Source organism: Thiomonas sp. DCM-2 (assembly GCF_056820905.1).
Genome location: NZ_CM165962.1, coordinates 446,143 through 471,484, shown reverse-complemented (window position 1 = coordinate 471,484; position 25,342 = coordinate 446,143). Strand labels below are relative to the sequence as shown.

The 25,342-nt window shown below is 65.4% G+C and carries 23 protein-coding genes; 15 read left to right on the top strand and 8 right to left on the bottom strand.

Features of this window, described 5'->3' with window-relative positions:
• Nucleotides 1–22 precede the first annotated feature (22 nt).
• Nucleotides 23–1,011 (top strand): IS630 family transposase gene (locus AC1ZQA_RS02340; RefSeq protein ID WP_482678241.1). Its coding sequence is split into 2 segments (ribosomal slippage): nt 23–482 and nt 482–1,011, totalling 990 coding nucleotides; the frame shifts between segments, so codons are not numbered across the junction.
• 34 nt (nt 1,012–1,045) lie between these two features.
• On the opposite strand, the gene AC1ZQA_RS02335 is transcribed toward AC1ZQA_RS02340, so the two are convergent.
• From AC1ZQA_RS02335 to AC1ZQA_RS02320, 4 genes are all read right to left on the bottom strand, one after another.
• A complete protein-coding gene (locus AC1ZQA_RS02335; protein WP_482678240.1) occupies nt 1,046–1,495 on the bottom strand; it encodes an HIT family protein in 450 nt (149 codons plus the stop codon).
• Between the two features lie 5 nt (nt 1,496–1,500).
• A complete protein-coding gene (locus AC1ZQA_RS02330) occupies nt 1,501–2,232 on the bottom strand; it encodes an anti-sigma factor (RefSeq protein ID WP_482678239.1) in 732 nt (243 codons plus the stop codon).
• Nucleotides 2,232–2,813: a sigma-70 family RNA polymerase sigma factor gene (locus AC1ZQA_RS02325; RefSeq protein WP_482678238.1), complete on the bottom strand. Its 582-nt coding sequence runs from the start codon at nt 2,811–2,813 to the stop codon at nt 2,232–2,234. The genes AC1ZQA_RS02330 and AC1ZQA_RS02325 overlap by 1 nt, the downstream gene beginning before the upstream one ends.
• 102 nt (nt 2,814–2,915) lie before the next feature.
• A complete protein-coding gene (locus AC1ZQA_RS02320; protein WP_482678237.1) occupies nt 2,916–3,518 on the bottom strand; it encodes a ferritin-like domain-containing protein in 603 nt (200 codons plus the stop codon).
• 243 nt (nt 3,519–3,761) lie between these two features.
• Between AC1ZQA_RS02320 and AC1ZQA_RS02315 the strand changes: the two genes are divergently transcribed.
• Nucleotides 3,762–5,510 (top strand): tetrathionate reductase family octaheme c-type cytochrome, encoded by a 1,749-nt coding sequence (locus tag AC1ZQA_RS02315; RefSeq protein WP_482678236.1) that lies wholly within the window; start codon nt 3,762–3,764, stop codon nt 5,508–5,510.
• A gap of 36 nt (nt 5,511–5,546) precedes the next feature.
• The gene (locus AC1ZQA_RS02310; RefSeq protein ID WP_482678235.1) at nt 5,547–6,221 is read left to right on the top strand and encodes a cytochrome b/b6 domain-containing protein; all 675 of its coding nucleotides are present in this window, start codon (nt 5,547–5,549) and stop codon (nt 6,219–6,221) included.
• 1 nt (nt 6,222) lies between these two features.
• On the opposite strand, the gene pncA is transcribed toward AC1ZQA_RS02310, so the two are convergent.
• Together pncA and AC1ZQA_RS02300 are read right to left on the bottom strand one after the other, a co-directional pair.
• The gene (pncA, locus tag AC1ZQA_RS02305; RefSeq protein WP_482678234.1) at nt 6,223–6,840 is read right to left on the bottom strand and encodes a bifunctional nicotinamidase/pyrazinamidase; all 618 of its coding nucleotides are present in this window, start codon (nt 6,838–6,840) and stop codon (nt 6,223–6,225) included.
• Nucleotides 6,841–6,842: 2 nt separating this feature from the next.
• Nucleotides 6,843–10,823, bottom strand: a complete 3,981-nt coding sequence (locus tag AC1ZQA_RS02300) for a DUF3683 domain-containing protein (RefSeq protein ID WP_482678233.1) — start codon at nt 10,821–10,823, stop codon at nt 6,843–6,845.
• A 174-nt stretch (nt 10,824–10,997) separates the two neighbouring features.
• Between AC1ZQA_RS02300 and AC1ZQA_RS02295 the strand changes: the two genes are divergently transcribed.
• From AC1ZQA_RS02295 to AC1ZQA_RS02275, 5 genes are all read left to right on the top strand, one after another.
• Entirely contained in the window at nt 10,998–12,356 is a 1,359-nt protein-coding gene (locus tag AC1ZQA_RS02295) for an HD-GYP domain-containing protein (RefSeq protein ID WP_482678232.1), read from the top strand.
• Nucleotides 12,357–12,429: 73 nt separating this feature from the next.
• Nucleotides 12,430–13,002 carry a heme NO-binding domain-containing protein gene (locus tag AC1ZQA_RS02290; RefSeq protein WP_482678231.1) on the top strand — a complete coding sequence of 191 codons (573 nt, stop codon included), beginning with the start codon at nt 12,430–12,432 and terminating at the stop codon, nt 13,000–13,002.
• The gene (locus AC1ZQA_RS02285) at nt 12,999–14,753 is read left to right on the top strand and encodes a PAS domain-containing sensor histidine kinase (RefSeq protein ID WP_482678230.1); all 1,755 of its coding nucleotides are present in this window, start codon (nt 12,999–13,001) and stop codon (nt 14,751–14,753) included. Before AC1ZQA_RS02290 ends, AC1ZQA_RS02285 begins: the two co-directional genes overlap by 4 nt.
• Complete coding sequence (locus tag AC1ZQA_RS02280) at nt 14,750–15,127, top strand: response regulator (protein WP_482678229.1); 378 nt, start codon at nt 14,750–14,752, stop codon at nt 15,125–15,127. Before AC1ZQA_RS02285 ends, AC1ZQA_RS02280 begins: the two co-directional genes overlap by 4 nt.
• Nucleotides 15,128–15,134: 7 nt before the next feature.
• Complete coding sequence (locus AC1ZQA_RS02275) at nt 15,135–17,216, top strand: EAL domain-containing protein (protein ID WP_482678228.1); 2,082 nt, start codon at nt 15,135–15,137, stop codon at nt 17,214–17,216.
• A 33-nt stretch (nt 17,217–17,249) separates the two neighbouring features.
• On the opposite strand, the gene AC1ZQA_RS02270 is transcribed toward AC1ZQA_RS02275, so the two are convergent.
• Nucleotides 17,250–17,930 carry a YiaD family glycine zipper/OmpA-like lipoprotein gene (locus AC1ZQA_RS02270; RefSeq protein WP_482678227.1) on the bottom strand — a complete coding sequence of 227 codons (681 nt, stop codon included), beginning with the start codon at nt 17,928–17,930 and terminating at the stop codon, nt 17,250–17,252.
• A gap of 132 nt (nt 17,931–18,062) precedes the next feature.
• Between AC1ZQA_RS02270 and AC1ZQA_RS02265 the strand changes: the two genes are divergently transcribed.
• The 6 genes from AC1ZQA_RS02265 to AC1ZQA_RS02240 all read left to right on the top strand — a co-directional run bounded on the left by AC1ZQA_RS02265 (nt 18,063) and on the right by AC1ZQA_RS02240 (nt 23,532).
• On the top strand, nt 18,063–18,917 hold the full coding sequence (locus tag AC1ZQA_RS02265) for a ferritin-like domain-containing protein (protein WP_482678226.1): 855 nt from the start codon (nt 18,063–18,065) through the stop codon (nt 18,915–18,917).
• Between the two features lie 210 nt (nt 18,918–19,127).
• Nucleotides 19,128–19,604 carry a 4Fe-4S dicluster domain-containing protein gene (locus tag AC1ZQA_RS02260; protein WP_482678225.1) on the top strand — a complete coding sequence of 159 codons (477 nt, stop codon included), beginning with the start codon at nt 19,128–19,130 and terminating at the stop codon, nt 19,602–19,604.
• A gap of 30 nt (nt 19,605–19,634) precedes the next feature.
• Entirely contained in the window at nt 19,635–21,482 is a 1,848-nt protein-coding gene (locus AC1ZQA_RS02255; protein WP_482678224.1) for an aldehyde ferredoxin oxidoreductase family protein, read from the top strand.
• Between the two features lie 137 nt (nt 21,483–21,619).
• On the top strand, nt 21,620–22,906 hold the full coding sequence (locus tag AC1ZQA_RS02250) for an NAD(P)/FAD-dependent oxidoreductase (protein WP_482678223.1): 1,287 nt from the start codon (nt 21,620–21,622) through the stop codon (nt 22,904–22,906).
• 21 nt (nt 22,907–22,927) lie between these two features.
• The gene (locus tag AC1ZQA_RS02245; protein WP_482678222.1) at nt 22,928–23,233 is read left to right on the top strand and encodes a MoaD/ThiS family protein; all 306 of its coding nucleotides are present in this window, start codon (nt 22,928–22,930) and stop codon (nt 23,231–23,233) included.
• On the top strand, nt 23,233–23,532 hold the full coding sequence (locus tag AC1ZQA_RS02240; protein WP_482678221.1) for a hypothetical protein: 300 nt from the start codon (nt 23,233–23,235) through the stop codon (nt 23,530–23,532). Before AC1ZQA_RS02245 ends, AC1ZQA_RS02240 begins: the two co-directional genes overlap by 1 nt.
• On the opposite strand, the gene AC1ZQA_RS02235 is transcribed toward AC1ZQA_RS02240, so the two are convergent.
• Entirely contained in the window at nt 23,501–24,682 is a 1,182-nt protein-coding gene (locus AC1ZQA_RS02235) for a glycosyltransferase (RefSeq protein ID WP_482678220.1), read from the bottom strand. The genes AC1ZQA_RS02240 and AC1ZQA_RS02235 overlap by 32 nt on opposite strands.
• 198 nt (nt 24,683–24,880) lie before the next feature.
• Between AC1ZQA_RS02235 and AC1ZQA_RS02230 the strand changes: the two genes are divergently transcribed.
• Nucleotides 24,881–25,327 (top strand): hypothetical protein, encoded by a 447-nt coding sequence (locus AC1ZQA_RS02230; RefSeq protein WP_482678219.1) that lies wholly within the window; start codon nt 24,881–24,883, stop codon nt 25,325–25,327.
• The last annotated feature ends 15 nt before the right edge of the window (nt 25,328–25,342 follow it).

Below are 25,342 nucleotides of genomic sequence, written 5' to 3'. Positions count from 1 at the left end.
AGCGTGATTGGAGGTTGGTTGCATGAGAAAGAAGATGGACGAGGCAACACGCAAACGGGTGCGAGCTGGTCGATTGCTGCTGGCAGGCAAGACGCCCGCACAGGCAGCAGCGGCGGTTGGGGTGGCGCGCCAGACCGTGTACACCTGGAAGGCCCGGCTCGATGAAGGCGGCATCGATGCGCTGCGCGCCATGTCGCCAGGACGCCCGGCGCAACTGGATGCGCAGCAACTGGAGGGGTTGCGCCGCGCGCTGTTGCAGCGGCCCACCGAGCACGGATTTGGAACCGAGTTATGGACGCTCAAGCGGGTGCGTCTGCTCATCGAGCGTCTGTACGGCGTGTCCTTCAGCGAAGTGCATGTCTGGCGCATTCTGGGCGCACTGGGCTTTAGCCCGCAAAAGCCCGAGAAGCGCGCCATCGAGCGAGACGAAGAGGCTGTGCGCAGTTGGAAGCGCAGCACCTGGCCGGCGCTTAAAAAAAAGCCCAGCGAGAAGGTCGCCTGATCGTCTTCGTGGACGAATCGGGCATCAGCGAGCGCCCGACCCGGGTGCGCACTTGGGCGCCCAGGGGGCACACACCCATCATCCAGTTCCACTTCAACTGGAACCACGTCTCGGTGATCGCCGGCTTGACGCGCACCAACTGTCTGTTTCGGCTGCACGAGGGCAGCATCAAGAAGGAGGAGATCGTCGAATTCCTCAAAGCGCTCAAGGCCCATCTGAAGCAGCCGCTGCTGGTGATCTGGGATGGTCTCAAGGCGCATCGCAGTCGGCTCGTGCGCGAATACCTCGACAGCCTGGATGGGTACATCCAGATCGCGTTCCTGCCGCCCTACGCGCCGGACCTGAACCCGGTGGAGTACCTGTGGGCCTGGCTGAAGCGACACGCATTGGCCAACTACTGCCCCGCCGACCTGAGCGAGCTGCACACGACCGCGCGCAACAAGCTCAAGAGCGCTCAGAAACGCCCCTCGATCATTGCCGCATGCTGGATGCAGGCTACGCTCTGGTAGTGTCATTGATTAAGTAAAGATCAATAAGTAAAGATCAATAATTCGCGCCAAACCGCGCGCTGAATGCCTCGGCCAGTGCGGCATCCACTGCGGGCAGGCGAGCACGCAGGGCGTCCAGCTGCGCGGTATCGGCCTCGCGCTGCGCTGCGGACCAGGCGGATTGCGGCCAGTACGCATCCGAGCGCCAGCGGGCGATCACATGCCAGTGCAGATGCGGCACGACATTGCCCAGACTGGCGAGGTTGATCTTGTCGGGCTGCAGACGCGCGCGCAGCGTCTGCTCGATCAGCGTCACGGCGTCCATGCAGCTCATGCGCTGCAAGGCAGTGAGATCCGAGAATTCGGCCACATGCGCCGTCCACACCACGCGATAAAACGCGGGCAGCAAGACGTCTTCCGCGCGGATCAGGCGAAAGTCCGCACCGCGCCAGATCACGTGGCCCGCGTCGGTGCTGCACAGGGGGCAAGAGGCATGGTCTGCCATGCGGCTCAGGCGCGCTGCGCCGCTCCCACCATGATGACTGGCCCGGTCGGCAACCCGGTGGGAGAACCTCCGGGCGGCTCCACGCTGACCGCGAAAGCCTTGGCCTGCGCCAACAAGGCCTGCGCAGCCGCAGGCAGGGGATAGCGCGTCTGGCCAGCGGCCATCACGCCCAGGGAGACCGGCGCACCCTGCGTGGGCAACAGCCAGAGCTGGTAGCTCTTGCCGCTGGGCGGCGCCAATGCCCCCACAGCGGTCAGGGTGAGCGCGCCGTTCTGCACCGTGACCACGGCAGACTGCCCGCCCTGCCCGTGCATCAACGCGGCCATCTGCACCGGGGCTGCGCTGCCTCCAGTCGGGCCGGGCTGCTGCACGACGAGCAGCACCGAAAACGCCACGGCCGCCACTGCAACACCACCAAGCAAGAGAGACAGGCGACGCCAGGCCCGCACGCCCCAGCCGGATTCAGCCGCCACAGTGGGCGCCGCGCTTCGCGGCATGTCGATCCGCGCCGCAATGGCCTGCCAGATCGCATCGGACGGCTGCCCAAACTCCTTGCGCGACATCAGACCCGCATCCAGTCGTTCGCGCCAGCGCTGCACCGCGCTGGCGAACGCCGGGCTCTGTTCCAGCAAACGCTGCGCGCGGCGTTGCGCAGCAGGGCACAGACCGCCGGTGAGCCAGTCGGCCGCAAGGCGATCGAGCAAATCCGGGTTGGCGTAGCGCTGCGGCAGGTTCATCAAACGCCCTCCCCCAGACAATCGCGCAACAGCAACACGGCGCGGCGAATCAGGGTCTTGACCGTGCCCAGCGGCAGCGTGCGCTCGCGCGCCACCTCGGCGTGCGACTGTCCAAGAACATAGGTTGCGGCCAGCAAGTCACGCTGACGCGGCTGCAGCTGACCCAGACAGTCTTCCATCTGCCGCCCTTGCAGCCCGGCTTCGAGCAGCGCTTCGGGCGTGCGGTGATCGGCGATCTCGGGCGGGTCGTCATCCTCATCGGTCTGCATGGGCACCAGGTACTGCGCCTCGCGCTTGCCCGCGCGCAGGCGGTCGAGGCAGGTGTTGCGCACCAGGGCGGACAACCAGGCCTCCGGGCTTCCCAGATGCGGCCGATAGCTGGCTGCCTGACTCCAGATCTTCACGTAGGCATCCTGCATCGCCTCTTCCGCCGCGGCCGTATCGCGCAGCAGGCGCAGGCAGATGGCCCAGGCCCGGCTGCGGGTGGCCGCATACAGCTGGCTGAACGCATCGCGATCGGCCAGTGCGGTGTAGGCAAGGAGAGACTGCAGGTCGGGCATGGATGTGGTGCGAGTGGACAACCGTCTCCTCGCACCCCGCCAGATCGTGGCTTGGTGGCTTGCGGGAAGACGCACTGCACATGGTACAGACATGGCGCCTCCCGTTTGCGCAGGCGATGCCGCTCAGGCGATGAACGCCGCAGGCACCGGGTCCTTGCCCAGCGCGTTGAGCAGAATCGCCCAGTGCATGGTCTCGTCGCCCATGATGCTGGCCGCTGCCTTGGCCAGGTCCTTGTTGTGAAACTGCGGGACCGCGCCCAGGTAGGCACTGGCGGCGCCCTTCTCCAGCCCGGCGGCAAACTCCAGCACATCGGCCTGGGTCTTGAGCGAAGCGGTCGGAAAGCCGTAGTCAGCCGGCTTTTTCGCCTGCACCGCAGTGCCGCCCAGCTTGGCGATGGTCGAGGCCAGCACCTCGGCATGCGCCTTGTGCTGTCCCTGGAATTTCACCGCGACCGCAAGTACCGGCTTTTCCAGCAGCCCGGATTCGGCGCCGACCTGATAGGCCGCGATCGCCTGATATTCCAGCCCCAGCGCAGTGTTGAGAATGGCGATGTCGTCCGCGGTGGAGGCGGACAGGGTTCCCGCCCAGCTCGCCACCGGCGCCAGCGCGGCGGAAGCGGCCAGCCCGGCGGCGAACAGGCCGCCAGCGCGGAAGAATTGACGACGGCCCGTGCCCTGCTCGGTCGTGTCCTGTGTGTTCAAAGCGGTGTCTTGCGTGCGTTGCATGGTGAAACCTCCTGATGACTCACAGCGCGCCCCGTGCGGCTGTTGCAGGAATTACGACGCATCGGCGCAAATGGATTCAAAACCGGAGGCAACCCACCGCGTGCGTTTATCCCAGATCAAGAGATTGCAATTCCGGCATATCGGCGCCCCGAGTTTTTGCGTCTTGTCACATTTGCAACAAGATGCGTCAGGGATGATGCACGCCTCGATCGATTTGTTTGGCACACCGCTGGAGTGTTCGTCATGCCGCTTTCCCATCGTTTCGCTTCCTCGGCCCGCGTCGCACGCTGGCTGGGCCTGGCCGTCGTCGGCGCTGTCGCCGCGGTCAGCATGCCGCTCGCCTCGGCCGGCCCGTCCTCGCCGCCGCAGTCGGCGCAGGCCGAGGTGGACATCCACTCTCCCTACCGCGTGGTGCCGCCCATCCCGATGGGCCACAAGGCCACCGCAGATCACAGCAAGTTCAAGGAGCTGCAGGGCCCGTTCAAGAGCGGCCCCGAAGTCACTGCAGCCTGCCTGAGCTGCCACACCGAGGCCGCCAAGCAGATCAAGGGCACCATCCACTGGAAGTGGGAGGAGGTCGAGAAGGACTCCAAACGGATCGTCGGCAAGAACAAGGTGATGAACAACTTCTGCGTGTCCACACCCAGCAATCAGCAGTTCTGTACCGGCTGCCATGTCGGGTATGGCGACGCCAAGTCCGGCGAATTCGTCGCGTTCAGCAAACGCCCCGATAGCGATGTGGACTGCCTGGTCTGCCACGACCAGACCGGCAACTACAAGAAGGCGCCGTACCAGTCAGGCAACCCGGCGACCACGCGCATCGAAATGCCGCCCGGGTCGGGCAAGTTCATCGAGCCGATCGACCTGGCCGCCATCGCCCAGCACGTGGGTGCGCCGTCGCGCGCCAACTGCGGCACCTGCCACTTCAACGGCGGCGGCGGCGACGGCGTCAAGCACGGCGACCTGGACAGTTCACTGATCAACCCGCCCAAGTCGCTCGATGTGCACATGGCCAAGGACGGGCTGAACTTCCAGTGCCAGACCTGCCACGCCACCGGCGGCCACGAAGTCAGCGGCAGCCACTACAAGCTCGACGCCAAGCATGCGGGCGGGCAGTACGTGCGCGGCAGTCAGCACAACGTCGGCAGCGCGGCAAGCTGCCAGTCCTGCCACGGCGACACCCCGCACAAGGGCAGCCTGGCGCAGGACCTGAACATGCACACCCGCAACATCGCGTGCCAGACCTGCCACATTCCCGAGTTCGCCCGCGGCGGCGTGCCGACCAAGGTGGAATGGGACTACTCCAAGGCCGGTCAGCGCGGCCCGGATGGCAAACCGCTTGTCATCAAGGATGAGCACGGTCACCCCACCTACCTCGGCATCAAGGGCCAGTTCAAGCTGGGCGAGGACGTGGTGCCCGACTACACCTGGTTCAACGGCGCGGTGAAGTGGATGAACATCGGCGAACACGCCGTGCCGAACAAGGATGGCGTCATCGCCATCAACCAGTACGGCGGCAGCCCCGCCGACGGCAAGTCGCGCATCTGGCCGGTCAAGACCATGAAGGGCACCCAACCTTACGACCCCGAACTGCACCGCCTGCTGGCGATCCACAACGCTGGCTTCGACGACGCTGCCTACTGGAACACCATGGACTGGCGCAAATCCATCGCCGCCGGCATGAAGGAGGCCGGACTGCAGTGGTCGGGCAAGTACGAATTCGTCAAGACCACGACCACCTGGCCGATCACCCATATGGTTGCACCCAAGGACAAGGCGCTGAACTGCGCGCAATGCCACAGCAACAACGGGCGGCTGGAGAAGATCGACGGCGTCTACATCCCCGGACGCAGCAAGGATCACCAGACCTGGATCGAAACCATCGGTCTGGGCATTGCCGGAATGAGCCTGGCCGGAGTGATGGTGCATGGCGGCATCCGCAGCGTCATGTGGCTGCGCCGCCGCAGCAAACCCGGTACCAAGAGCCACTGATCCACCGCGCACCGCAGGCACTTCAAGGAATTCGTCATGTCACACAAAAAACACGTCATCCTGTTCAAGCGCTTCGAACGTTTCTGGCACTGGAGTCAGGCCGGGCTGATCATCACCCTGATGCTCACGGGCTTTCGCATCCACGGCCTGTATGACCTCGGGGTACCGTTCCTCAACGCGCTGCGCATCCACACCTTCGCCGCATGGTCACTGGTGGTGCTGTGGGTGTTTGCGATCTTCTGGCACTTCACCACCGGGGAATGGAAGCAATACATCCCGACCTTCGACAAAATCTTTCTGGTCGCGCGGCATTACGCCTGGGGCATGTTCCGCGGCGAAGACCACCCCTATCACCAGACCCCGACGCGCAAGCACAACCCGCTGCAGCGCCTGGCCTATCTGTGGGTGAAGCTGATGATCAACCCCATCATCTGGGCAAGCGGCATCTGGCTGCTGTTCTTTGCCGACTGGGGCACATGGCCGGTGTGGCAGCAATGGGGCATCAGCCTGCAGACGGTGGCCTGGGCGCACACCCTCGGCGCCTACATGATGCTGATTTTCTTCATCATCCACGTCTATCTCACCACCACCGGCCACACACCGATGGCGCACATCCTGGCCATGATCCGTGGCTATGAAGATGAGCCGGCGCACCACAAGCCGCAGACCAAGGTTGCGCTGCAGACCACGGCTGCGAGCGAGAAGGTCTGAGTCAGAACGCGAAGGACGTCGCGCGCCGCACCCCTGCGGCATGCATGTGCGTCCACGCCCGCGCCAGCGAGCCGTTGAGGTCGATGGCACGGCAGGCATCGTCCACCACCGTGGCCTCGAAGCCTGCAGCCCGTGCGTCGAGCGCGCTCCAGCGCACGCAAAAATCGGTTGCCAGCCCGCAGAGCACGACCTGACGCACCCCAAGCTCGCGCAGCAAACCGGCAAGCCCGGTCGGCGTCTGACGATCCGACTCGACAAATGCCGAGTAGCTGTCCACCTCGGCTCGCCAGCCCTTGCGCACAATCGCATGGGCATGCGGAACGTGCAGACCGGGATGGAAATCGGCGTCCGGTGTGCCCTGCACGCAATGCACCGGCCAGAGGATCTGATCGCCATAGGACAGTGGGATGGTCTCGAAGGGCTGACAGCCGGGATGCGATGCGGCAAATGACACATGCCCGGGGGGATGCCAGTCCTGCGTCAGGATGACCTGGGAAAACCGCGCAGCCAGCCGGTTGATCACCGGCACCACGGCCTCGCCGTCCGGCACCGGCAGACCGCCGCCGGTGCAAAAGCCGTTCTGCACATCGACCACCAGCAGCGCGGCCTTCTCTGCCATGCTCACACCAGCACGCGTTCGATGCCGCCCGCGTTGGCGGCCTTGACGTAATCGGCCATCCAGTTCTCGCCGATGAGATGGCGCGCCATCTCGATCACGATGTAATCCGCCTGCAGCAGCCCGTGCTGCAGATCGTTGCCGTAGCGGGTGAGGCCCTGCAGGCAGGACGGGCAGGCGGTGAGGATTTTGATGTCGCCGGCAAAACCGTCGGCGCGCAGCGCCAGTTCGTTCTTGCGCAGTTCCTCCTCCTTGCGAAACCGCACCTGTGTGGCGATGTCCGGGCGCGAGATGCCGAAGGTGCCGCTCTCGCCGCAGCAGCGCTCGCTCTTGCGCACATCGTCGCCCAGCAGCGCCTTGACCGTTTTCATCGGCTCCTGCAGCTTCATCGGACTGTGGCAAGGGTCGTGGTAGAGATACTTGACCGGGTTCGCGCCGTTATCCGCACCGAGGCGATAACCCTTTTCCAGCAGGAATTCGTGGATGTCGATGATGCAGCAACCAGGAAAGATCTTCTCGAACTCGTAGCCCTGCAACTGGTCGTAGCAGGTGCCGCAGCTCACCACCACGGTTTTGATGTCGAGGTAGTTCAGGGTGTTGGCCACGCGATGGAACAGCACCCGGTTGTCGGTGATGATCTTCTCGGCCTTGTCGAACTGGCCCGCGCCGCGCTGCGGATAGCCGCAGCACAGATAGCCCGGCGGCAGCACGGTCTGCACCCCCGCATGCCAGAGCATGGCTTGGGTGGCCAGCCCGACCTGGCTGAACAGCCGCTCCGACCCGCAGCCCGGGAAATAGAACACCGCCTCGCTGTCCACCGACGTCGCTTGCGGGTTGCGGATGATGGGCACGAACTCCTTGTCCTCGATGTCCAGCAGCGCGCGCGCGGTCTTTTTGGGCAGGCCGCCGGGCATGGGCTTGTTGATGAAGTGAATCACCTGCTCGCGCACCGGCGGCTTGCCCACGGTGAGCTTGGGCGCCGCGGTCTGCGCCTTGGCCGCCGGTTTGAGGAGCTTGACCGCCATGCGCTGCGCGCGAAAGCCCATGCCGACCATGGCCGAACGCACCAGCTTGATGGTCTGCGGCTTGGTCGCGTTGAGGAAGAACATCGCCGCGGCATTGCCTGGCTTGAAACTCTTCTTGCCCATTTTGCGCAGCAGGTTGCGCATATTCATCGTGACATCGCCGAAGTCGATGTCCACCGGGCAGGGGGTGACGCATTTGTGGCAGACGGTGCAGTGGTCGGCCACGTCCTCGAACTCCTCCCAGTGCCGAATGCTCACGCCGCGCCGGGTCTGCTCCTCGTACAGGAATGCCTCGATCAGCAGCGAGGTGGCGAGAATCTTGTCGCGCGGCGAATACAGCAGATTCGCTCGCGGCACGTGCGTGGCGCACACGCTCTTGCACTTGCCGCAGCGCAGGCAGTCCTTGACCGACGCGCTGATCGCGCCGATGTCGCTCTGCTGCATGATCAGCGACTCATGCCCCATCAGGTTGAAGCTGGGCGTGTAGGCATTGCGCAGGTCGGCCGGATGCGCCGGGTCGTCGAGCAGCTTGCCCTTGTTGAACCGGCCTTCGGGATCGACCGCACGCTTGTAGGCGCGAAACGCGCCGATCTCGTCTTCGGTGAGGAATTCCAGCTTGGTGATGCCGATGCCGTGCTCGCCCGAGATCACCCCGCCGAGGCTGCGCGCCAGCGCCATGATGCGCGCCACCGCGTCATGCGCCTGCTGCAGCATCGCATAGTCGTCGGAGTTGACCGGGATGTTGGTATGCACATTGCCGTCTCCAGCGTGCATGTGCAGCGCCACCCAACAGCGGCTCTTGAGCACGCGCTGGTGGATGGCGTCGATCTCGCGGCGCAGCGGCTCGAACAGCCCGCCGGAAAACACGGCGGCCAGCGGCTTGCGCAGCTCGGCTTTCCACGACGCGCGCAGCGTGCGATCCTGCAGTAGATGAAACAACGTGCGGCCCGGCGCGAAATCGCTGGGCGGCAACGCCAGCAGCGCCGGAGACAGCGCGCGCTGCGCGTCGGTGAGCGCCGCCACCGGGGTGTCGAGCTGTTCGAGGTAGAACGACCAGCGCGCGTGCACCGCGGTGAGCAGTTCCAGCGCCTGCGCGCGCTTAGCTTGCAGCTCGTCGGCGGAAAGCGGCGCCTCGCCCTCGGCCAACTCCTCGTTGCGCGCCAGCGGCAGGGCGCCGCGCAAAGCGCGGTCGATTTCGGCGACCAGCGCCAGCTTGTTTTTCAGCGACAGCTCGACGTTGATGCGCTCCACCCCATCGACGTATTCGCCCATGCGCGGCAGCGGAATGACCACGTCCTCGTTGATCTTGAACGCGTTGGTGTGGCGCGCGATCGCCGCTGTGCGCTTGCGGTCGAGCCAGAATTTTTTGCGCGCCTCGGCACTCACCGCGATGAAGCCTTCGCCCACGCGGGCATTGGCCATGCGCACCACTTCGGAAGCGGCGCGGGCCACCGCGGCTTCGTCGTCACCGACGATGTCGCCAAACAGCACCATTTTCGGCAGCGTGCCGCGCGCGCTCTTGGTGGCATAGCCCACGGCCTTCAGATAGCGGTCGTCCAGATGCTCCAGCCCGGCGAGAATCGCGCCGCCCGGGCGGGCATCGAGATAGTTCTTGATCTCGACGATGCTGGGAATGGCCTCGCGCGCCTGGCCGAAGAATTCCAGACACACGGTGCGCACATGCGGCGGCATTTTGTGCAGCACCCAGCGCGCGCTGGTGATGATGCCGTCGCACCCTTCCTTCTGCACCCCGGGCAGGCCGGCGAGGAATTTGTCGGTGACGTCCTTGCCCAGCCCGGCCTTGCGAAAGCGCGCGCCGGGAATCTCGAGCACGCGCGTGTCCAGCAGCGTCTTGCCGTCGGCGGCAAGGGTGCGGATTTCAAACCGCGCCATCTCCACATCGTGAATCTTGCCCAGGTTGTGGTCCAGCCGCTGCACCTCGACCCAGCGGCCTTGCGGGTCGACCATGCGCCACCAGGCGAGGTTGTCGATCGCCGTGCCCCACAGCACCGCCTTCTTGCCTCCGGCGTTCATCGCCACATTGCCGCCGATGCACGATGCATCGGCCGAGGTCGGGTCGACCGCGAACACCAGACCGGCGGCTTCGGCCGCGTCGGCCACGCGCTGCGTCACCACCCCGGCCGGGGTGTGAATGGTCGGCACCGGGTGCGCAACCCCGGGAAGTTCGACGTATTCGACCGGGCCGATGCGGTCGAGCTTTTCGGTGTTGATCACCGCGCTTTTCCACACCAGCGGAATCGCCCCGCCGGTATAGCCGGTGCCGCCGCCGCGCGGAATGATGGTCAGGCCCAGTTCGATGCAGCCCTGCACCAGCCCGGCGATTTCGTCCTCGCTGTCGGGGCAGAGCACCACAAAGGGATATTCCACCCGCCAGTCGGTGGCATCGGTCACGTGCGACACCCGCGCCATGCCGTCGAAGCGGATTGCACCCTGCGCGCTGTGGCGTCCGAGCACCCGGCGCGCGCGCTGGCGCAGCGCCGCAGCTTCGTCGAACCAGGCGGCAAACGCGGCCACCGCAGCGCGGGCGCGGTCGAGCAACTGCCGCACCAGCGCGTCGCGCTGCGCATGCTCGCCTTCGCTGTGTGCGCTGTCGTCGCGGCGGCGGTCGATTTCGCGCAGACGGTGTTCGAGCGCGCCGATCAGCGCAGCGCGGCGCTTGCGGCTTTGCAGCAGATCGTCCTGCAGAAAGGGGTTGCGCTGCACCACCCAGATGTCGCCCAGCACCTCGTAGAGCATGCGCGCCGAGCGCCCGGTGCGCCGCTCTTGCCGCAATTGGTTCAGCCACGTCCAGGCCTGCTCGCCCAGCAGGCGCATCACCACTTCGCGGTCGGAAAACGAGGTGTAGTTGTAGGGAATTTCTCGCAGGCGGGCTGGTGCATCCGCCGCGTCTTGGCTCAGCGCGGGGATCAGTTGGGGGGCATGTGGTGCAGGGGCGTTCATCGGGAACGGCGGCCGGCGCGGGCGGGCCTGGGAGGTAAAGCGCCATTGTAGGGAGGGCGGCATTCCCGCATGCGCCGGGTGTACTCCCGAAATTCGTGAGGAATGTCACACTTTCGCTCGATGGATGCGGCAGTGCAACAAACAGGGGAAACGCTGCGCTTTTATGCTCGTCGCATGAAGGATCTGAAACTCGCCGAACTGATGAGCGCCCTGAGCCATGCGCTCGACATGACCGAGGGCCAGCCCGAGGGCCACTGCGTGCGCTGTGCCTGGATCGGCATGTCGGTAGGCCGCGAAATCGGCCTTGCGGCACAGCAGCAGTGGGAGCTGTACTACACCCTGTTGCTCAAGGACCTGGGATGCAGCAGCAATGCGGCCCGCATCTGCGAGCTCTACCTCGCCGACGACCTGCAGTTCAAGCGCGACTTCAAGCTGCTCGACGGCAGCCTGCCGCATGTGCTGCGCTTCGTGCTCGATCACACCGGGCTGCGCAGCGGTCTGGCCGAGCGCTTTCGCGCCACACTCAACATCTTTCGCAACGGCAGCGGCATCGCGCAGGAACTCATCCAGACCCGCTGCCAGCGCGGCGCCGACATCGCGCGGCAATTGCGTTTTCCGGAAAGCGTGGCGCAGGGCATCCACGGTCTCGATGAACACTGGGACGGCAGCGGCAAGCCCGAAGGGCTGATCGGCGAGAACATTCCGCTGTACGCCCGCATGGCCCTGCTGGCCCAGGTGGTCGATGTGTTCTTCACCGCAGGCGGCCCGGCCGCGGCGCGCGAGGAGGTGCGCCGCCGCCGCGGCAGCTGGTTCGACCCCGAACTGGTCGACGCCTTCACTGTCCTGTCGCAGGGCGAGGCGTTCTGGCAAGCGCTGCGCGACCCCGATCTCGGCAGACAGGTGCTGGCGCTGGAGCCCGCGCAATGCTGCGTGCCGCTGGACGAAGACTATCTCGACGAAATCGCCGCGGCTTTCGGCCAGATCGTCGACGCCAAAAGCCCCTACACCGCAGGGCACAGCGCGCGCGTGGCGCTGTACGCCGATCACATTGCCACCCAGCTCGACATCCCCCCCGAGCGTCGCCGCTGGCTGTACCGCGGCGCGCTGCTGCACGACGTGGGCAAGCTCGGCGTGAGCAATGCGATTCTCGACAAGGCGGGCAAGCTCGACCCGGATGAGTGGGAAGCCGTGCAGATGCACGCCACCTACACCGAGCGCATCCTGGGCCGCATCGATGCGTTTTCCGAGCTGGCCCGCGTATCGGGCGCGCACCACGAACGGCTGGACGGCACCGGCTATCCACGCAGGCTTGCTGCGGAGCACATCGCCCTGGAAACCCGCATCATCACCACAGCCGACATTTTCGACGCCATCTCCGCCGACCGCCCCTACCGCGGCGCTGTGCCCATTCCCGAAACGCTGCAGATCATGTCCAAGACCGTCGGCACCGCGCTCGACCCGCGGTGTTTTGAAGCGCTGTGCAGGGCAGTGCAGGAGGTGGAGGCGGCAGCGCGCTTGCCCGCAGCTGCCTGAAGATCCGACCCTCAAGTCCGCGTGCGGCGTGCCGTTACCCGGCAAGCCGAGCCATTCCCGACAATCGCGCATCATGATCGGTCTGATCCAGCAAACCCTGCTCACCATGGCGGACGCTAGCGGCGTGCCAGACGCCCGCGCCGAAATCCTGCGGCGCGCCGGTCTGCCGCCAGACATGCACTTCCGCATCGACACCGACTACGACGACGCGCAGGCCGACACGCTGCTTGAGCAGGCCTGCGCCGTGCTGCAGGTCACGCGGGAGCAGGCGTTCGAGACCTTCGCCCGGGTGTTCCTGGCCGAGACCCGCGCGCGCTTTCCGGCGTTCTATGCCATGTCCGCCGACTCGCGCGCCTTTCTGGCGCGGCAGGCGGCCATCCACAATGTCATGGCCTCCGGCCTGCGCGATCCCTCCCTGCGCTCGAAAATCAACGACAAGTTTCAGATCACCGCGCTGGACAACGGCGATTTGAGCGTGACCTACAACTCCGCCCGCCGCTGGTGCGGCCTGTACCTCGCGCTGGCGCGCGAAGTGGCGCAGCTCTACGGCGACACGCTCGAAGTTTCCGTGGCGCAATGCCGCCAGCGCGGCGAAGCGCAATGCGTGTTCCACCTGCACTGGCCCGAAGCCAGCGCGTCCACATGAGCCGCGCGGACGACGGAACGCAAGCCGCACGCGACGCCGCCTTGCGGCAGGCGGTGGAGCAGATGGCCGACCAGCTCTGCCTGGCGGTCGATCAGAAGGTCGATTTCGTGGTGCGCAATCCGCTGGCCGATCCCACCGCGGAAAAGCTCGCCCTGCTCATCAACTTCCTGCTCGATTCCGGCGGGCGGCTGATCGACCAGGTGCAGCAGCAGGCCGAAGCGCTCGATCGCCGCGTGGCCGAGCGCAGCGCCCTGCTGCAGGCGGTGTTCGACAACATGCTCGACGGCCTCATCGTCATCGACACGAGCGGACAGATCCGCAATGCCAACAACGCAGCGCACACCCTGTTCGGCTACGCGCCCGGCGCGCTACGCAAGCTGCGGCTCAATGACCTGATGCCCGAGCCGTGGCGCAGCGCGCACGACGGCTATCTGCAACGCTTTCTCAGCACCCGCCAGCCGCACATCATCGGCACCGGACGCGATGTGCGTGGCCTGCGCGGCGACGGCAGCACCTTTCCGATGCGCCTGGCAGTCAGCGAGGTGCAGGTGGGCGACACCCACTGGTTCGTCGGCCTGGTCCACGATCTCACCCAGGAGCAGGCGCAATTGCAGGCACTACAGAACGAGCAGCAGTTCACCCAGCGGCTGTTTGCGGCCATGCCCGACCTGGTTTATGCCTTCGACACCCGTCTGCGCTTCCTGCGCTGGAACCAGGCCACCCTCGACGCCGTGGGCATGGACGCCCAGACCTTCGCCGACAGCAGCGTGCAGCAACATCTGGCCGTGCGGGACTGGCCTGTGGTGCTCAAGACCATTTTCACGGTGTTCACCAAAGGTGAGGGACGTGTGGTGGCGCGCCTCAAGCTTGCGAACGGCACGCTCCGGCCCTATGAATTCGCCGCCTCGCGCCTGCTCGACGCGCAGGGCAAAACCGTCGGGCTGATCGGCGTCGGCCGCGACCTGGGAGAGCGCGAGGCGCAGCAGATTGCGCTGCGCGAAGCCAAGGAAGCCGCAGAAGCCGCTGCCCTGGCCAAGAGCCAGTTCCTCGCCAGCATGAGCCATGAGCTGCGCACTCCGCTCAACGCCATCATCGGATATGCCGAGCTGATCATCGAGGAAATGGACGACGGCGTGCCGCTGGCGCAAAGCCGCACCGACCTGCAGGCGGTGCGCGATGCCGGGCGCCATCTGCTGCGGCTGATCAACGATGTGCTCGATCTCAGCCGCTTCGAAGCCGGTCATGCGCAGGCCCTGGTGGAAGCGTTCGACCCAGCCGAACTCACCCGCAGCGTGGCCTCCACCGTGGGCGCGCTGGTGCGGCATCGCTTCAACCGCCTGCAACTCGACCTGCCGCAGCAGGTGGGGGTGATGCACAGCGATCCCGGAAAAATCCGCCAATGCCTGCTCAATCTGCTGGGCAACGCTGCCAAGTTCACCGAGCATGGCGACATCATTCTCTCCTTGCGCCCCGCCACGCTGAACGGCTCCACGCCCGCGTTGGCATGGAGCGTGCGCGACACCGGAATCGGCATGACAGCCCAGCAGTGCGCCCGGGTGTTTGATGCCTTCACCCAGGCCGATGCCAGCATTTCGCGCAACTATGGCGGCACCGGTCTGGGGTTGACTCTGAGCGCTGCGCTCGCTGCACTGCTGGGCGGAACGATCTCGGTGCAGAGCGCGCCTGGAGAGGGATCGACCTTCACCCTGCTGCTGCCACTGAGCGCGCCAAACCCGGAGAACGGGGCATGAGACTGCTGCTGGCCGAGGATGACCCACTCAACCGCGACATGCTGGTGCGCAGACTGCGTCGCCGGGGTTATGAGGTCAGCGAGGCTGCCAACGGCGCGCTGGCGCTGGACTTGCTGTGCAGCCAGCCCGCACCAGACGCAGTGTTGTTGGATCTGGACATGCCGGTGCTCGATGGCTGGGGCCTGCTCGGCGCACTGCGTGATCGGGGTCTGCATATGCCGGTTCTGATTCTCAGCGCGCACTCGCTCAAGGAAGACCGCCAGCGCGCCGCCGCGCTGGGCGTGAGCGCCTATCTCACCAAGCCGCTGGATTTCGACGATCTGCTGCAGCGACTCGATCGCATCCGTATCGCACAATCCGGGACAACCAGCTGAGCGCCATATGCAAACCGACCACGCCAACTGGAGCTGGAACCAGAGCACCATCCTGATCGTCGAGGACGATCCCGCCAGCCGCGATCTCCTTGCACGGCGCCTGCAGCGCGATGGCTTTGCCGTCCTCGGCGCGGCAGACGGCCCAGCCGCGCTGGCCTTGCTGCCGCAGCACGCGGCCGATGGCGTGCTGCTCGACATCGGCCTGCCCGGCATGAGCGGCCTGGAGGTGCTGCGCGCGATCCGCCAGACCCACAGCGCCGAGCTGCTGCCCGTGCTGATGGTAACCGCCTTCGACGAAACCGAGCGGCTGGAGGAGGCGCTGGAAGCCGGCGCGAACGACTATCTCAATAAGCCGATCGACTATCCCATCGTCCGCGCCCGGCTGCGGGCGCAACTGGAGCGCGCCCACGCGGCCCGCACCCTGCACGCCGTTCGCCAACGGGAATCTCTGGTGCTCAGCGCAACCAACGACGGTGTCTGGGACTGGGACAGCGCCAGCGGGAAATTGCTGCATTCCGGCAACTGGTTCGCCCTGCTCGCCTGCAGCGAGGACGCCGCGCCGCACACCATCGACGACTGGATGCGCCGCATTCACCCGGACGACGCGACTGCCACACAGCAGGCCTTCAGCGGCTTTCTCGGCACGCCCGAGCAGCAGACCTTCCGCCTGCAATACCGGATGCGCGGCGGCGACGAGGACTATCGCTGGATCGAGACGCGCGGCGCGGCCATTCGCGATGCGCAGGGCCACTGCCTGCGGCTGGCCGGAACGCACACCGACATCAGCGGCCTGCGCTACGTCAACCGCGTCACCAATCTGCCCAATCTCCTGCGCCTGACCGATCTGCTCGACCGTTTTCTGCAAGCGCACCAGACAACAACCGGTGCGCAACTCGGGATCCTGGTGGTGCAGCTCTGGGAGCTGGAGCGCCAGCTCGACATCGAGCGCCGCAACACCCTGGGCCGCAGCGTGGAAACCATCGCCGAGGCGCTCTCCAGCGTACTGGGCGACGCAGTGCATATCGGCAGCGGCGAGCTATCCAGCCAGATCGTGATGCTGTCGCGCAACCCCGGCACCGACCTCGCCACGCTGCACGCCCAGGCGCTGATCATCCATCAGCGCCTGGCCATGGGCGTGCTCTCGGGCAACCGCACATTGCGGCCCGTGGTCACCATCGGCCTGTTCTGCGAACCCGTTGTGCAGAGCAACGCTCGCCAAAGCCTGGCCGCAGCGCAGCTGGCCGCCCGGCTGGCGCGCGAGCAGCAGCGCAGAACCGTCGCGTTCGACGTCGGCGCGCTTGCCGCCGAGGAGCGCAAAAAACGCATTCTCGATGCGCTGCACGACGCCATCGCGCAGCGCCAGATCCTGCCGTGGTGGCAACCCATCCTGTGCAACACGGGCAAACTGGCCGGGTTCGAGGCATTGGCCCGCTGGACCACTGCAGATGGGCAATCGGTCAGTCCGGCTGACTTCATTCCTCTGGCGCAATCGGCCGGTCTTCTGAGCGAACTGACTGCCTTGATCCTGGACCAATCCCTCGCGGCGCTGGCCCGATGGCGCACGCAAGGGCTGGTCGCGGAGCACGTCTATATGGCGGTCAACTTTCCTCCCGCAGCCCTGCTCGACGCGCACTTCCCGCTTGCCCTCCAGGCCGCCACGGCAGCGCACAATCTCCCCGCTGCGGCGCTGTGCGTGGAAGTTACCGAGTCGGATGCAGCCTCACCGGGCGAGGAGATGGAGCGCATCACCGGATCCTTGCGGCAGCAGGGATTCCGCCTAGCCATCGACGACTTCGGCACCGGCTATTCCTCGCTGTCCACACTCAACCGGCTGGCGTTCGACACCGTGAAAATCGACCAGAGCTTTGTGCGCGGCATGCTGGATCAGCCCCGCCAGCACGAAATGGTGCGCGCCATCATCGGCATGGCGCGCGCACTCGGCATGAAGCTGGTGGCCGAAGGCGTGGAAACCCCGCAGCAAGCCAACACGCTGCAACAAGAAGGCGTCGACAGGATGCAGGGCTATCTGTACGGCCGCCCGATGCCCGAGCATGCCCTGCTGGACTGGCTGCAGTCGCGCAACGCCTGATCCCGCAGCGCCGCCACAGCACACGCGGTCGCTTCAGCCCTTGGCCGGCATGGCAACGTAAATCTCCACGCGCCGGTTCTCCGCGCGGCCTTGCGCCGTGGCATTGCTCGCCACGGGGTTCTGCGGGCCCAGGCCCTGGGTGGAAATGCGCTGCGGCGCCACGCCGCGCGACACCAGGAAGTTCTTGACCGTCAGCGCCCGGTTCTCGGACAGCGGATAGTTGATCGCATCGGTCCCGGTGCTGTCGGTGAAACCGAACACCTGCACGGTTTCGGCCGGGTTCTGGTTCAGCCCCGTGGCCAGGCTCTCCAGGATGGGATACATGCGCGCATTGAGCTGGGCGCTTCCGGTGGCAAAGCCGGCATCCGCCGGCACATTCATCTTCAGGCGGTTGTCCTGCGTCTGCGTGACCTGCACGCCGGTGCCAGACGCCTGCGCCTGCGCCTGCAGATCCTGCTTCTGCTTCTCCAGGTGCTGGTTCCACAGATAGCCGCCCAGAGCGCCGACGGCCGCTCCGGCCACTGCGCCGGTCGCAGCACTCCGACCCGTGTTGCCTCCCGCGGTCAGCGCGCCGATCACCGCGCCCGCCGCAGCGCCAATTCCGGCGCCGGAGGCGGTGGTTTTCTGCGACTCGTTCATGTTGGCGCAACCGCCAAGCCCGAGCGCGAACACACTGGCAGACAACACAACGGCAAGCGATTTCTTGTGCATCATGACATGCTCCTTGGCGAGAATGGATGGGTCATACTTGGTGACAAGTTTAGGCGCGTTCCGTCCGGGAGATGAAACTGTGACGCCGATTTTTCAGTCTATTCTTGGACCATGACAGACCCTGGGAGATTCAGCATGGAACGCTCTCTGCCCCTCGTTCAGGCGCATTCCAGCGCCCGTGAGACCCCGCACTGGACCCTGGACTGGATCGACTTTTCACGCATCCAGATCGAGGCAGTCCACGACAACGACGATCTGTTCTATCTGCTGATCAGCGCCTCGTTCGTTGAATCGGGCTCGCACACCTACACCCGCAATCTGGTTGCGCATTTCGACACCCAGCCGCAGATTGCCGACTGGCTGCAAAGCCAGTGGGAGCCAGAGGAACTGCAGCACGGTCGCGCCCTCCGAACCTATGTGCAGACCGTCTGGCCCGAATTCGACTGGCAAACCGCCTACGCCGCGTTCTTCGCCGATTACTCGCGCCTGTGCACCGTGGAGGAACTGGAAGACGACCGCGCGCTGGAACTCGTTGCCCGCTGCGTGGTGGAAACCGGCACCGCCACCTATTACCAGACCCTGCGCGACCTCACCGCCGAGCCGGTGCTCAAGGATCTGGCCGAGCGCATCCGCATCGACGAAGTGCAGCATTACAAGCACTTCTATCGCTATTTCAGGCAACTCAATGCCGAGCGCGGCCTCTCTCGCGCGCGCATTTTCGGCGCGCTCAAGCGCCGCCTGAACGAATTGCGCACCAGCGATTCGGACATCGCCCTGCGTTATGTCTGGGCCTTCCGCCACGCGCCCAACGAGGCCGACGACGTGCCCTTCGAGCAGGTGTGCCAGCGGCTGTACCGGCGCGTGGGCGCGCTGTTGCCGATGGAGCAGGCGGTGAAGATGCTGCTCAAGCCGCTGGCCCTGCCACACCGCATGGAGCATGTCATCGAACGTCCACTCGCGCGCATCGCCCGCAAGGTGATGGCAGCCTGAACACCGGCGTCCTTGAACCGCGTTGCACTGGAGGTGGATAACGCGGCGGCACAATTCCGAGTGCGTTACTCAAGCACTCGAATTCCGGGCCTATCTTCCCTTGGAACCTCGGCCTATATTGGGCTGGTCAAGGCGGTGTTGACCCCTGTTTGCCAGGGCGTGAACGCGGTCTGCTGGCGGAACACTTCATAACAATCGAGGAGATGCAAGATGCAAAAGTCCCTGCATATCGACCCGGACAAGTGCACGGGTTGCCTGCAATGCGAAATGGCCTGCTCGTACGAAAACTACGGAATTTTCAACACCTCCAAGAGCCGCATCAAGGTGTTCGATTTCCATGAAACCGGCCGCAAGGTGCCTTACACCTGCACGCAGTGTGACGAAGCCTGGTGCCTGCACGCCTGTCCGGTGGAGGCCATCAAACTCGACGCCGCCACTGGCGCGAAGATCGTGCTCGACGATGTGTGCGTGGGCTGCAAGGTCTGCACCATCGCCTGTCCGTTCGGCACGGTGAACTATGTCGCCGACACCGGCAAGGTGCAGAAATGCGACCTGTGCGGCGGCGAGCCGGCCTGCGCAGAAGCCTGCCCCACCGGCGCCATCACCTATGTCGATGCGAGCTGGACCGGGCTGTCGCGCATGCAGCAATGGGCCGACAAGCTGGGCAACCAGAACGCCGCGGCTTGAGCGCACATCGCACAACACAAGGAGACGAACATGACCTGGGCAGGAAAACTATTGCGCGTGAACCTCACGCAAGGCACTGTCAAGAGCGAGCCGCTGAACATGCAGTGGGCACGCGAGTACATCGGCCAGCGCGGGCTGGCCACCAAATACTTTGTCGAGGAAGTCGACGCCAAGGTGGACCCGCTGTCGCCCGACAACAAGCTCATCTACGCCACCGGGCCGCTGACTGGCACCATGGTGTCCACAGGCGGGCGCTATTCGGTCATCACCAAGGGCGCGCTCACCGGGGCGATTGCCTGCTCCAACTCGGGCGGCTACTTCGGCGCCGAGCTGAAGATGGCCGGCTGGGACATGATCATTGTCGAAGGCAAGTCCGCCAAGCCCGTCTATCTCTACATCGAGAACGACAAGGCCGAACTGCGTGACGCGTCCCCGATCTGGGGCAAGACTGTCTGGGAGACGGAGCCCTGGATCAAGAACCACCACCAGGACCCGCTCATCCGCGTGAACTCCATCGGCCGCGCCGGTGAAAACGGCGTGATGTACGCGGCCGTGGTCAACGATCTGCACCGTGCGGCCGGGCGCAGCGGCGTGGGCACGGTGATGGGCAGCAAGAACCTCAAGGCCATTGCCGTGCGCGGCACCAAGGGCGTGGGCAATGTGCGCGATCCCAAGGCCTTCTTCCAGGCGGTGAATGCGGGAAAGAAAGTGCTGCACGACAACGCCGTCACCGGCCAGGGCCTGCCCAAGTACGGCACGCAGGTGCTGATGAACGTGATCAACGAAATCGGCGCGATGCCCACGCGCAATCACCGCGACGTGCAGTTCGAAGGCGCAAAGGATATTTCCGGCGAAGCCATGCACGAGCCGCGCAAGACCGACGGCAAGCCCAACCTGGTCACCAACCAGGCCTGCTTCGGCTGCACCATCGCCTGCGGGCGCATCAGCAAGATCGACGAGACCCATTTCAGCGTCGAGAACAAGCCGCAGTACTGGGGCGCGTCGGGTGGGCTGGAGTATGAGGCCGCCTGGGCGCTGGGTTCGGCCAATGGCGTGAACGACCTGGAGGCGCTGACCTATGCCAACTTCATCTGCAACGAAGATGGCATGGACCCGATTTCCTTCGGCGCCACCGTCGGTGCCGTGATGGAGCTCTATGACCTCGGATTGCTGACCAAGGAACAGCTGGGGATCGAGGCCCCCTTCGGTTCGGCCAAGGCGCTGACCTACTTCGCCGAAATCACCGCACGCGGCGAAGGCTTCGGCAAGGAGCTGGCGCTGGGCAGCAAGCGGCTGACGGCCAAGTACGGCCATCCGGAACTCAGCATGAGCGTCAAGGGCCAGGAATTCCCGGCCTACGATTCGCGCGGCATCCAGGGCATGGGCCTGGCCTACGCCACCAGCAACCGCGGTGCCTGCCATCTGCGTGGCTATACCGTGGCCTCCGAGGTGCTGGGCATTCCGGTCAAGACCGATCCGCTGGTGACTGCGGGCAAGCCCGAACTGGTGAAAGCCTTCCAGGACGCCACCGCGGTGTTCGACTCGGCCGGCATCTGCATTTTCACCAGCTTCGCCTGGACCCTTGCCGACGTCCAGCCCCAGCTTGCCGCCGCCTGCCTGGAAGAGTTCACCATGGATGAACTCAATACCATTGGCGAGCGCATCTGGAACATGGAGCGCGACTACAACAACCGCGCCGGCTTCACCGCCAAGGACGACACCCTGCCGCCGCGCCTGCTGACCGAGCCCGCCAAGACCGGCCCGGCCAAGGGCTTGGTGAACAACCTGCCGGAGATGCTGCCCAAGTACTACGAACTGCGCGGCTGGACCCCCGAAGGCACCCTCAAGCCCGAAACCCGTACGCGGCTGGGGCTCTGACTTGACCCCCCTCCCCACTGCGTGGGGAGGGCTGGGGTGGGGAGTTCGGGCGACTGCGATTCCCCCTCCCAACCTCCCCCACGCCGAGGGGGAGGAGGCAAGCGGCGAGAGATCCGTTCGCAATCGAGGCAGACAACATGAAACACCACGTCATCATCGGCAACGGCCCGGCAGGGGTCGTTGCAGCAGAGACCCTGCGCAAGCATGTTCCGGCGGACGACGCGATCGTGCTGTTTGGCGACGAGGACGCGCCGCCCTATTCGCGCATGGCGATCCCCTACCTGCTGCACGGCGACATCACCGAACGCGGCACCTGGCTGCGCAAGGATGCGCAGCACTGGAAGCAACTCGGCATCACCCTGCGCCACGACCGGGTGAAATCGCTCGATCCCGCCGCGCGCACGCTCGCGCTGGAATCGGGCGGCACCCAGTCCTTCGACACCCTGCTGATCGCCACCGGCTCCAGGCCGGTGCTGCCGCCCATCCCGGGAATCCACGCCCAACGCGTGCACACCTGCTGGACGCTGGACGACGCCCGTGCCATCGAGAAATTCGCCGTGCCGGGTGCGCGGGTCATCCAATTGGGTGCGGGCTTCATCGGCTGCATCATCATGGAGAGTCTGGTGCGCCGCCGGGTGCAACTCACCGTGGTGGAAATGGGCGACCGCATGGTGCCGCGGATGATGGGCGAGACCGCAGGCGGCATGATCCGTGACTGGGTGCAGGCCAAGGGTGTGACCGTGCACACCGGCGCGCGCATCGAGTCCATCGAGTCCAACCCCTCCGACATGGCCGCGCCGCTGGCGGTGCGCCTGTCCAGCGGCGAGCGCCTGCCCGCCGATCTCGTGATCTCGGCTGCGGGGGTGAAACCCAACATCGGCTTTCTCGAGCACTCCGGGGTGCAATGCCTGCAAGGCGTGCTCACTGACGAGCGCATGCAGACCAATGTGCCGGGCATCTTTGCCGCGGGCGACTGCGCCGAGGCCTTCGACCCCCTCTATGGCAAGCCGATCGTGAGCGCCATCCAGCCCAACGCGGTCGATCAGGCCTATGTGGCGGCAATGAACATGGCGGGCAAGCACGCCAGACTGCGCGGAGTCACGCAGATCAACGTGCTCGACACCCTGGGGCTGATTTCCACCAGCTTCGGCCAATGGCAGGGCGTGCCCGGTGGCCAGGGGGTGGAACTGACCGATCCTGCGGGCTTTCGGCACCTGAGCCTGCAGTTCGAAGGCGATGTGATGGTGGGCAGCAACAGCATCGGCACCACCGAACACATCGGCGTGCTGCGCGGACTGGTCGAAGGCCGGGTGAAGCTCGGCGGCTGGAAGGACAAGCTGCTTGAAGATCCGACCCGGCTGATGGAGGCCTATCTCGCCCGCGCCCAGGCGCAGGACCGTCGCGGCGACACGATCCATCATTGAATCTGCGTACACCCCCACCACATGGACTCTCCCGCATCCCCCACCGCAGCGGCTGACGCAACGCTGCGAACTCCTGTGCGCATCACCCTCAAGCTGATGGCCACGCTCACCGACTATCTGCCGCAACCGCGGCAGGGTCACCAGATGGCGCTCGAGATTCCGCCGGGCACCACCATTCAGGACGTGGTCGAGCGCTTCCGCCTGCCGTGGAAGCTGGTCCACCTGGTGCTGGTGGACGGCGTCTACATCGACCCCGAGCAGCGCGACCACCGCGTGCTGCGCGATGGCGAAACCCTGGCGATCTGGCCGCCCGTGGCGGGCGGCTGATGTTTGGCAATCAGGCACCCGCTTCGGCCCGGCTGGACCTGGCCATTACCCGCAGCGAATTTGCGCGGCAGATCAGGGCCGCGTTCCCTGGCCTGCAGGAATCCTCACCCGACCAGTTTTCCGGCGAAGACGGTGGATGTCAGTGGTCGATCCACCTGCAGCCCACGGCGCCCACGCGGCTGGGCCTGATCGTGCTGGAACGCTGGCTGGCCGACATCACCGTGGACGCGCAATCCCCCGCGCAACGCCAGCTCTGGTGGCAACGCTTCAGTGCCCACTTTCAGAAAGGCGGCGGGTAAGCAGTTCGCTGGCCTGCGCATCCACCCCCTGGGCGCTGCGCAGAATGCCCTCCAGAATTTGCGGCACTTCGAAGACCGCGCGGTTCGGGTGCGCCGCAACCCGCGCACGAAACGCCGGAAGCTCGGCCAGGAATGTCGGCAGCTCTGCCGCAATGGCGCGAAAGCTCGGCAGCACCAGGCCGTAACCGTTGTCGCGCACCCAGTCGGTGTTGTAGCGCTCCTGCGGCATGGTCCAGGCGTTGCGGACGACGATGACCGGCAGGCCCAGATGCAGCGCCTCGCTGAGCGAACCGGGGCCCGGCTTGCCGATGAAAAAATCGCCCAGCCGCATGGTTTCGGCCACCTCGCTGGTGAACCCCATCACATGGCGCGGCGCGGCAGCCGGCAGGGCGCGCAGTTTGGTCGCCAGCTTGTCGTTGTGGCCGCACATGAAGATGAGCTGGGTGTCGGGCAGACGCTCGGCGATCGCCATCATGCTGCGCGACCCGTGACCACCGAACATCACCACACCGACGGGACGCTGCGGGTCGAAACCCATCGCCTGCAGGCGGGCGGTGCGGTCGACATATTGCGCCGCGCGATAAAAATCCGGGCGGATGATCATGCCGGATGTGGCATGGACCTTCTCTGGCGGGAAACCAGCGTCCAGCGCCTGCTGCACCGCACGCGCGGAACCGCAGATCAGGTGCTGGTCCTGACCCTGCTCCATCCAGAAATGCGGGGGAAAATCGGCCAGGTCGGTCAGCAGGGTGACATAGGGCACGCCAGGCAGTGTGGCCGTCAGGCTGTCATACAGCGCACGATTGAAATTGGGGATCAGCGACACCACCAGATCGGGCTCGGTGCGCAGCCAGTGCAACTTGAGAATCTTGAGCAGGGTGGGGTGCAGAAGGCGCAGCGCCCCCTGCAGCAGCTTGAGCTCGTGTCGCAGCCCCAGGGTCAGGCCGCGGGCGAGGCGGGCGTTGTAATAGTCTTCCGGTGAAAACGTGTACTTGCGCAGCGTGCCCTGCGGATCGAGCACGTCGGTCAGGTTGACCAGTCGCACCTGCCAGGGCAGGTTGGACAGCGCGATGCTTTGCTGCAGCGCCAGTGCCGAGGCGCGATGGCCACCGCCGGCATTGAAATAAATCAGATCGACAGTTTTTTTCATTTTCGGAATGTGGAACATGAGGCCGCACGATACACCCGTCATGTGACGAAATTACCACGTCATGGTTTCGCGCAAGCGCGGGAATTTTGTAAATTTCATCAAGTACGGATTGAGAAAATGCGCAGAATCAGGTCAGATTCCAGTTGATGACGGGAGCATATCCGTCTCACCCCCCACCAAATCCGACTTGGAGTCTTCATGAAATTCAAAATTGCCCTGATCGCCGCCGCCCTGCTTTCGCTGGCGGCTTGCCAAAAAGCGGAACAAGCTGCCAGCGGCGCAGCGAGCGCAGCCAAAGCAGCCGCCAGCTCTGCGGTTGCCGCAGGCGCAAGCGCTGCGGGTGCAGCCGCCAGCGCAGCACATGGTGCTGCTGCCGGTGCGGCCAGCGCAGCAGGTGGCATGGTGAACCATGCAGCCAGCGCGGCCCAGGGCGCGGCCAGCGCAGCCGGTCATGCCGTTGGCGGCGCAGCCAGTGCGGCAGCGGGTGCCGCCAGTGCCGCCGTGCATTCAGGAGCCAATGCGGTCTCCGGCGCTGCCGACAAGGCCAAGGACGCTGCGGCTGGCGCGGTCAGCACCCTGAAGGAAAAAGCCACGGATGCGGCGCACGGCGCAATGGACAAGGCCACGCAGGCCGTCAAGCCCTGAAGCCCTGATCGGACC

Bases quoted from the DNA above. Each gene is read 5' to 3' on its own strand.
- AC1ZQA_RS02235 (WP_482678220.1), bottom strand. From the start codon at position 24,682: ATGAAAAAAACTGTCGATCTGATTTATTTCAATGCCGGCGGTGGCCAT.
- AC1ZQA_RS02240 (WP_482678221.1), top strand. From the start codon at position 23,233: ATGTTTGGCAATCAGGCACCCGCTTCGGCCCGGCTGGACCTGGCCATT.
- AC1ZQA_RS02255 (WP_482678224.1), top strand. From the start codon at position 19,635: ATGACCTGGGCAGGAAAACTATTGCGCGTGAACCTCACGCAAGGCACT.
- AC1ZQA_RS02285 (WP_482678230.1), top strand. From the start codon at position 12,999: ATGAGCCGCGCGGACGACGGAACGCAAGCCGCACGCGACGCCGCCTTG.
- AC1ZQA_RS02335 (WP_482678240.1), bottom strand. From the start codon at position 1,495: ATGGCAGACCATGCCTCTTGCCCCCTGTGCAGCACCGACGCGGGCCAC.
- AC1ZQA_RS02280 (WP_482678229.1), top strand. From the start codon at position 14,750: ATGAGACTGCTGCTGGCCGAGGATGACCCACTCAACCGCGACATGCTG.
- AC1ZQA_RS02275 (WP_482678228.1), top strand. From the start codon at position 15,135: ATGCAAACCGACCACGCCAACTGGAGCTGGAACCAGAGCACCATCCTG.
- AC1ZQA_RS02270 (WP_482678227.1), bottom strand. From the start codon at position 17,930: ATGATGCACAAGAAATCGCTTGCCGTTGTGTTGTCTGCCAGTGTGTTC.
- AC1ZQA_RS02260 (WP_482678225.1), top strand. From the start codon at position 19,128: ATGCAAAAGTCCCTGCATATCGACCCGGACAAGTGCACGGGTTGCCTG.
- pncA (WP_482678234.1), bottom strand. From the start codon at position 6,840: ATGGCAGAGAAGGCCGCGCTGCTGGTGGTCGATGTGCAGAACGGCTTT.
- AC1ZQA_RS02265 (WP_482678226.1), top strand. From the start codon at position 18,063: ATGGAACGCTCTCTGCCCCTCGTTCAGGCGCATTCCAGCGCCCGTGAG.
- AC1ZQA_RS02245 (WP_482678222.1), top strand. From the start codon at position 22,928: ATGGACTCTCCCGCATCCCCCACCGCAGCGGCTGACGCAACGCTGCGA.
- AC1ZQA_RS02320 (WP_482678237.1), bottom strand. From the start codon at position 3,518: ATGCAACGCACGCAAGACACCGCTTTGAACACACAGGACACGACCGAG.
- AC1ZQA_RS02310 (WP_482678235.1), top strand. From the start codon at position 5,547: ATGTCACACAAAAAACACGTCATCCTGTTCAAGCGCTTCGAACGTTTC.
- AC1ZQA_RS02330 (WP_482678239.1), bottom strand. From the start codon at position 2,232: ATGAACCTGCCGCAGCGCTACGCCAACCCGGATTTGCTCGATCGCCTT.
- AC1ZQA_RS02315 (WP_482678236.1), top strand. From the start codon at position 3,762: ATGCCGCTTTCCCATCGTTTCGCTTCCTCGGCCCGCGTCGCACGCTGG.
- AC1ZQA_RS02230 (WP_482678219.1), top strand. From the start codon at position 24,881: ATGAAATTCAAAATTGCCCTGATCGCCGCCGCCCTGCTTTCGCTGGCG.
- AC1ZQA_RS02300 (WP_482678233.1), bottom strand. From the start codon at position 10,823: ATGAACGCCCCTGCACCACATGCCCCCCAACTGATCCCCGCGCTGAGC.
- AC1ZQA_RS02290 (WP_482678231.1), top strand. From the start codon at position 12,430: ATGATCGGTCTGATCCAGCAAACCCTGCTCACCATGGCGGACGCTAGC.
- AC1ZQA_RS02250 (WP_482678223.1), top strand. From the start codon at position 21,620: ATGAAACACCACGTCATCATCGGCAACGGCCCGGCAGGGGTCGTTGCA.
- AC1ZQA_RS02295 (WP_482678232.1), top strand. From the start codon at position 10,998: ATGAAGGATCTGAAACTCGCCGAACTGATGAGCGCCCTGAGCCATGCG.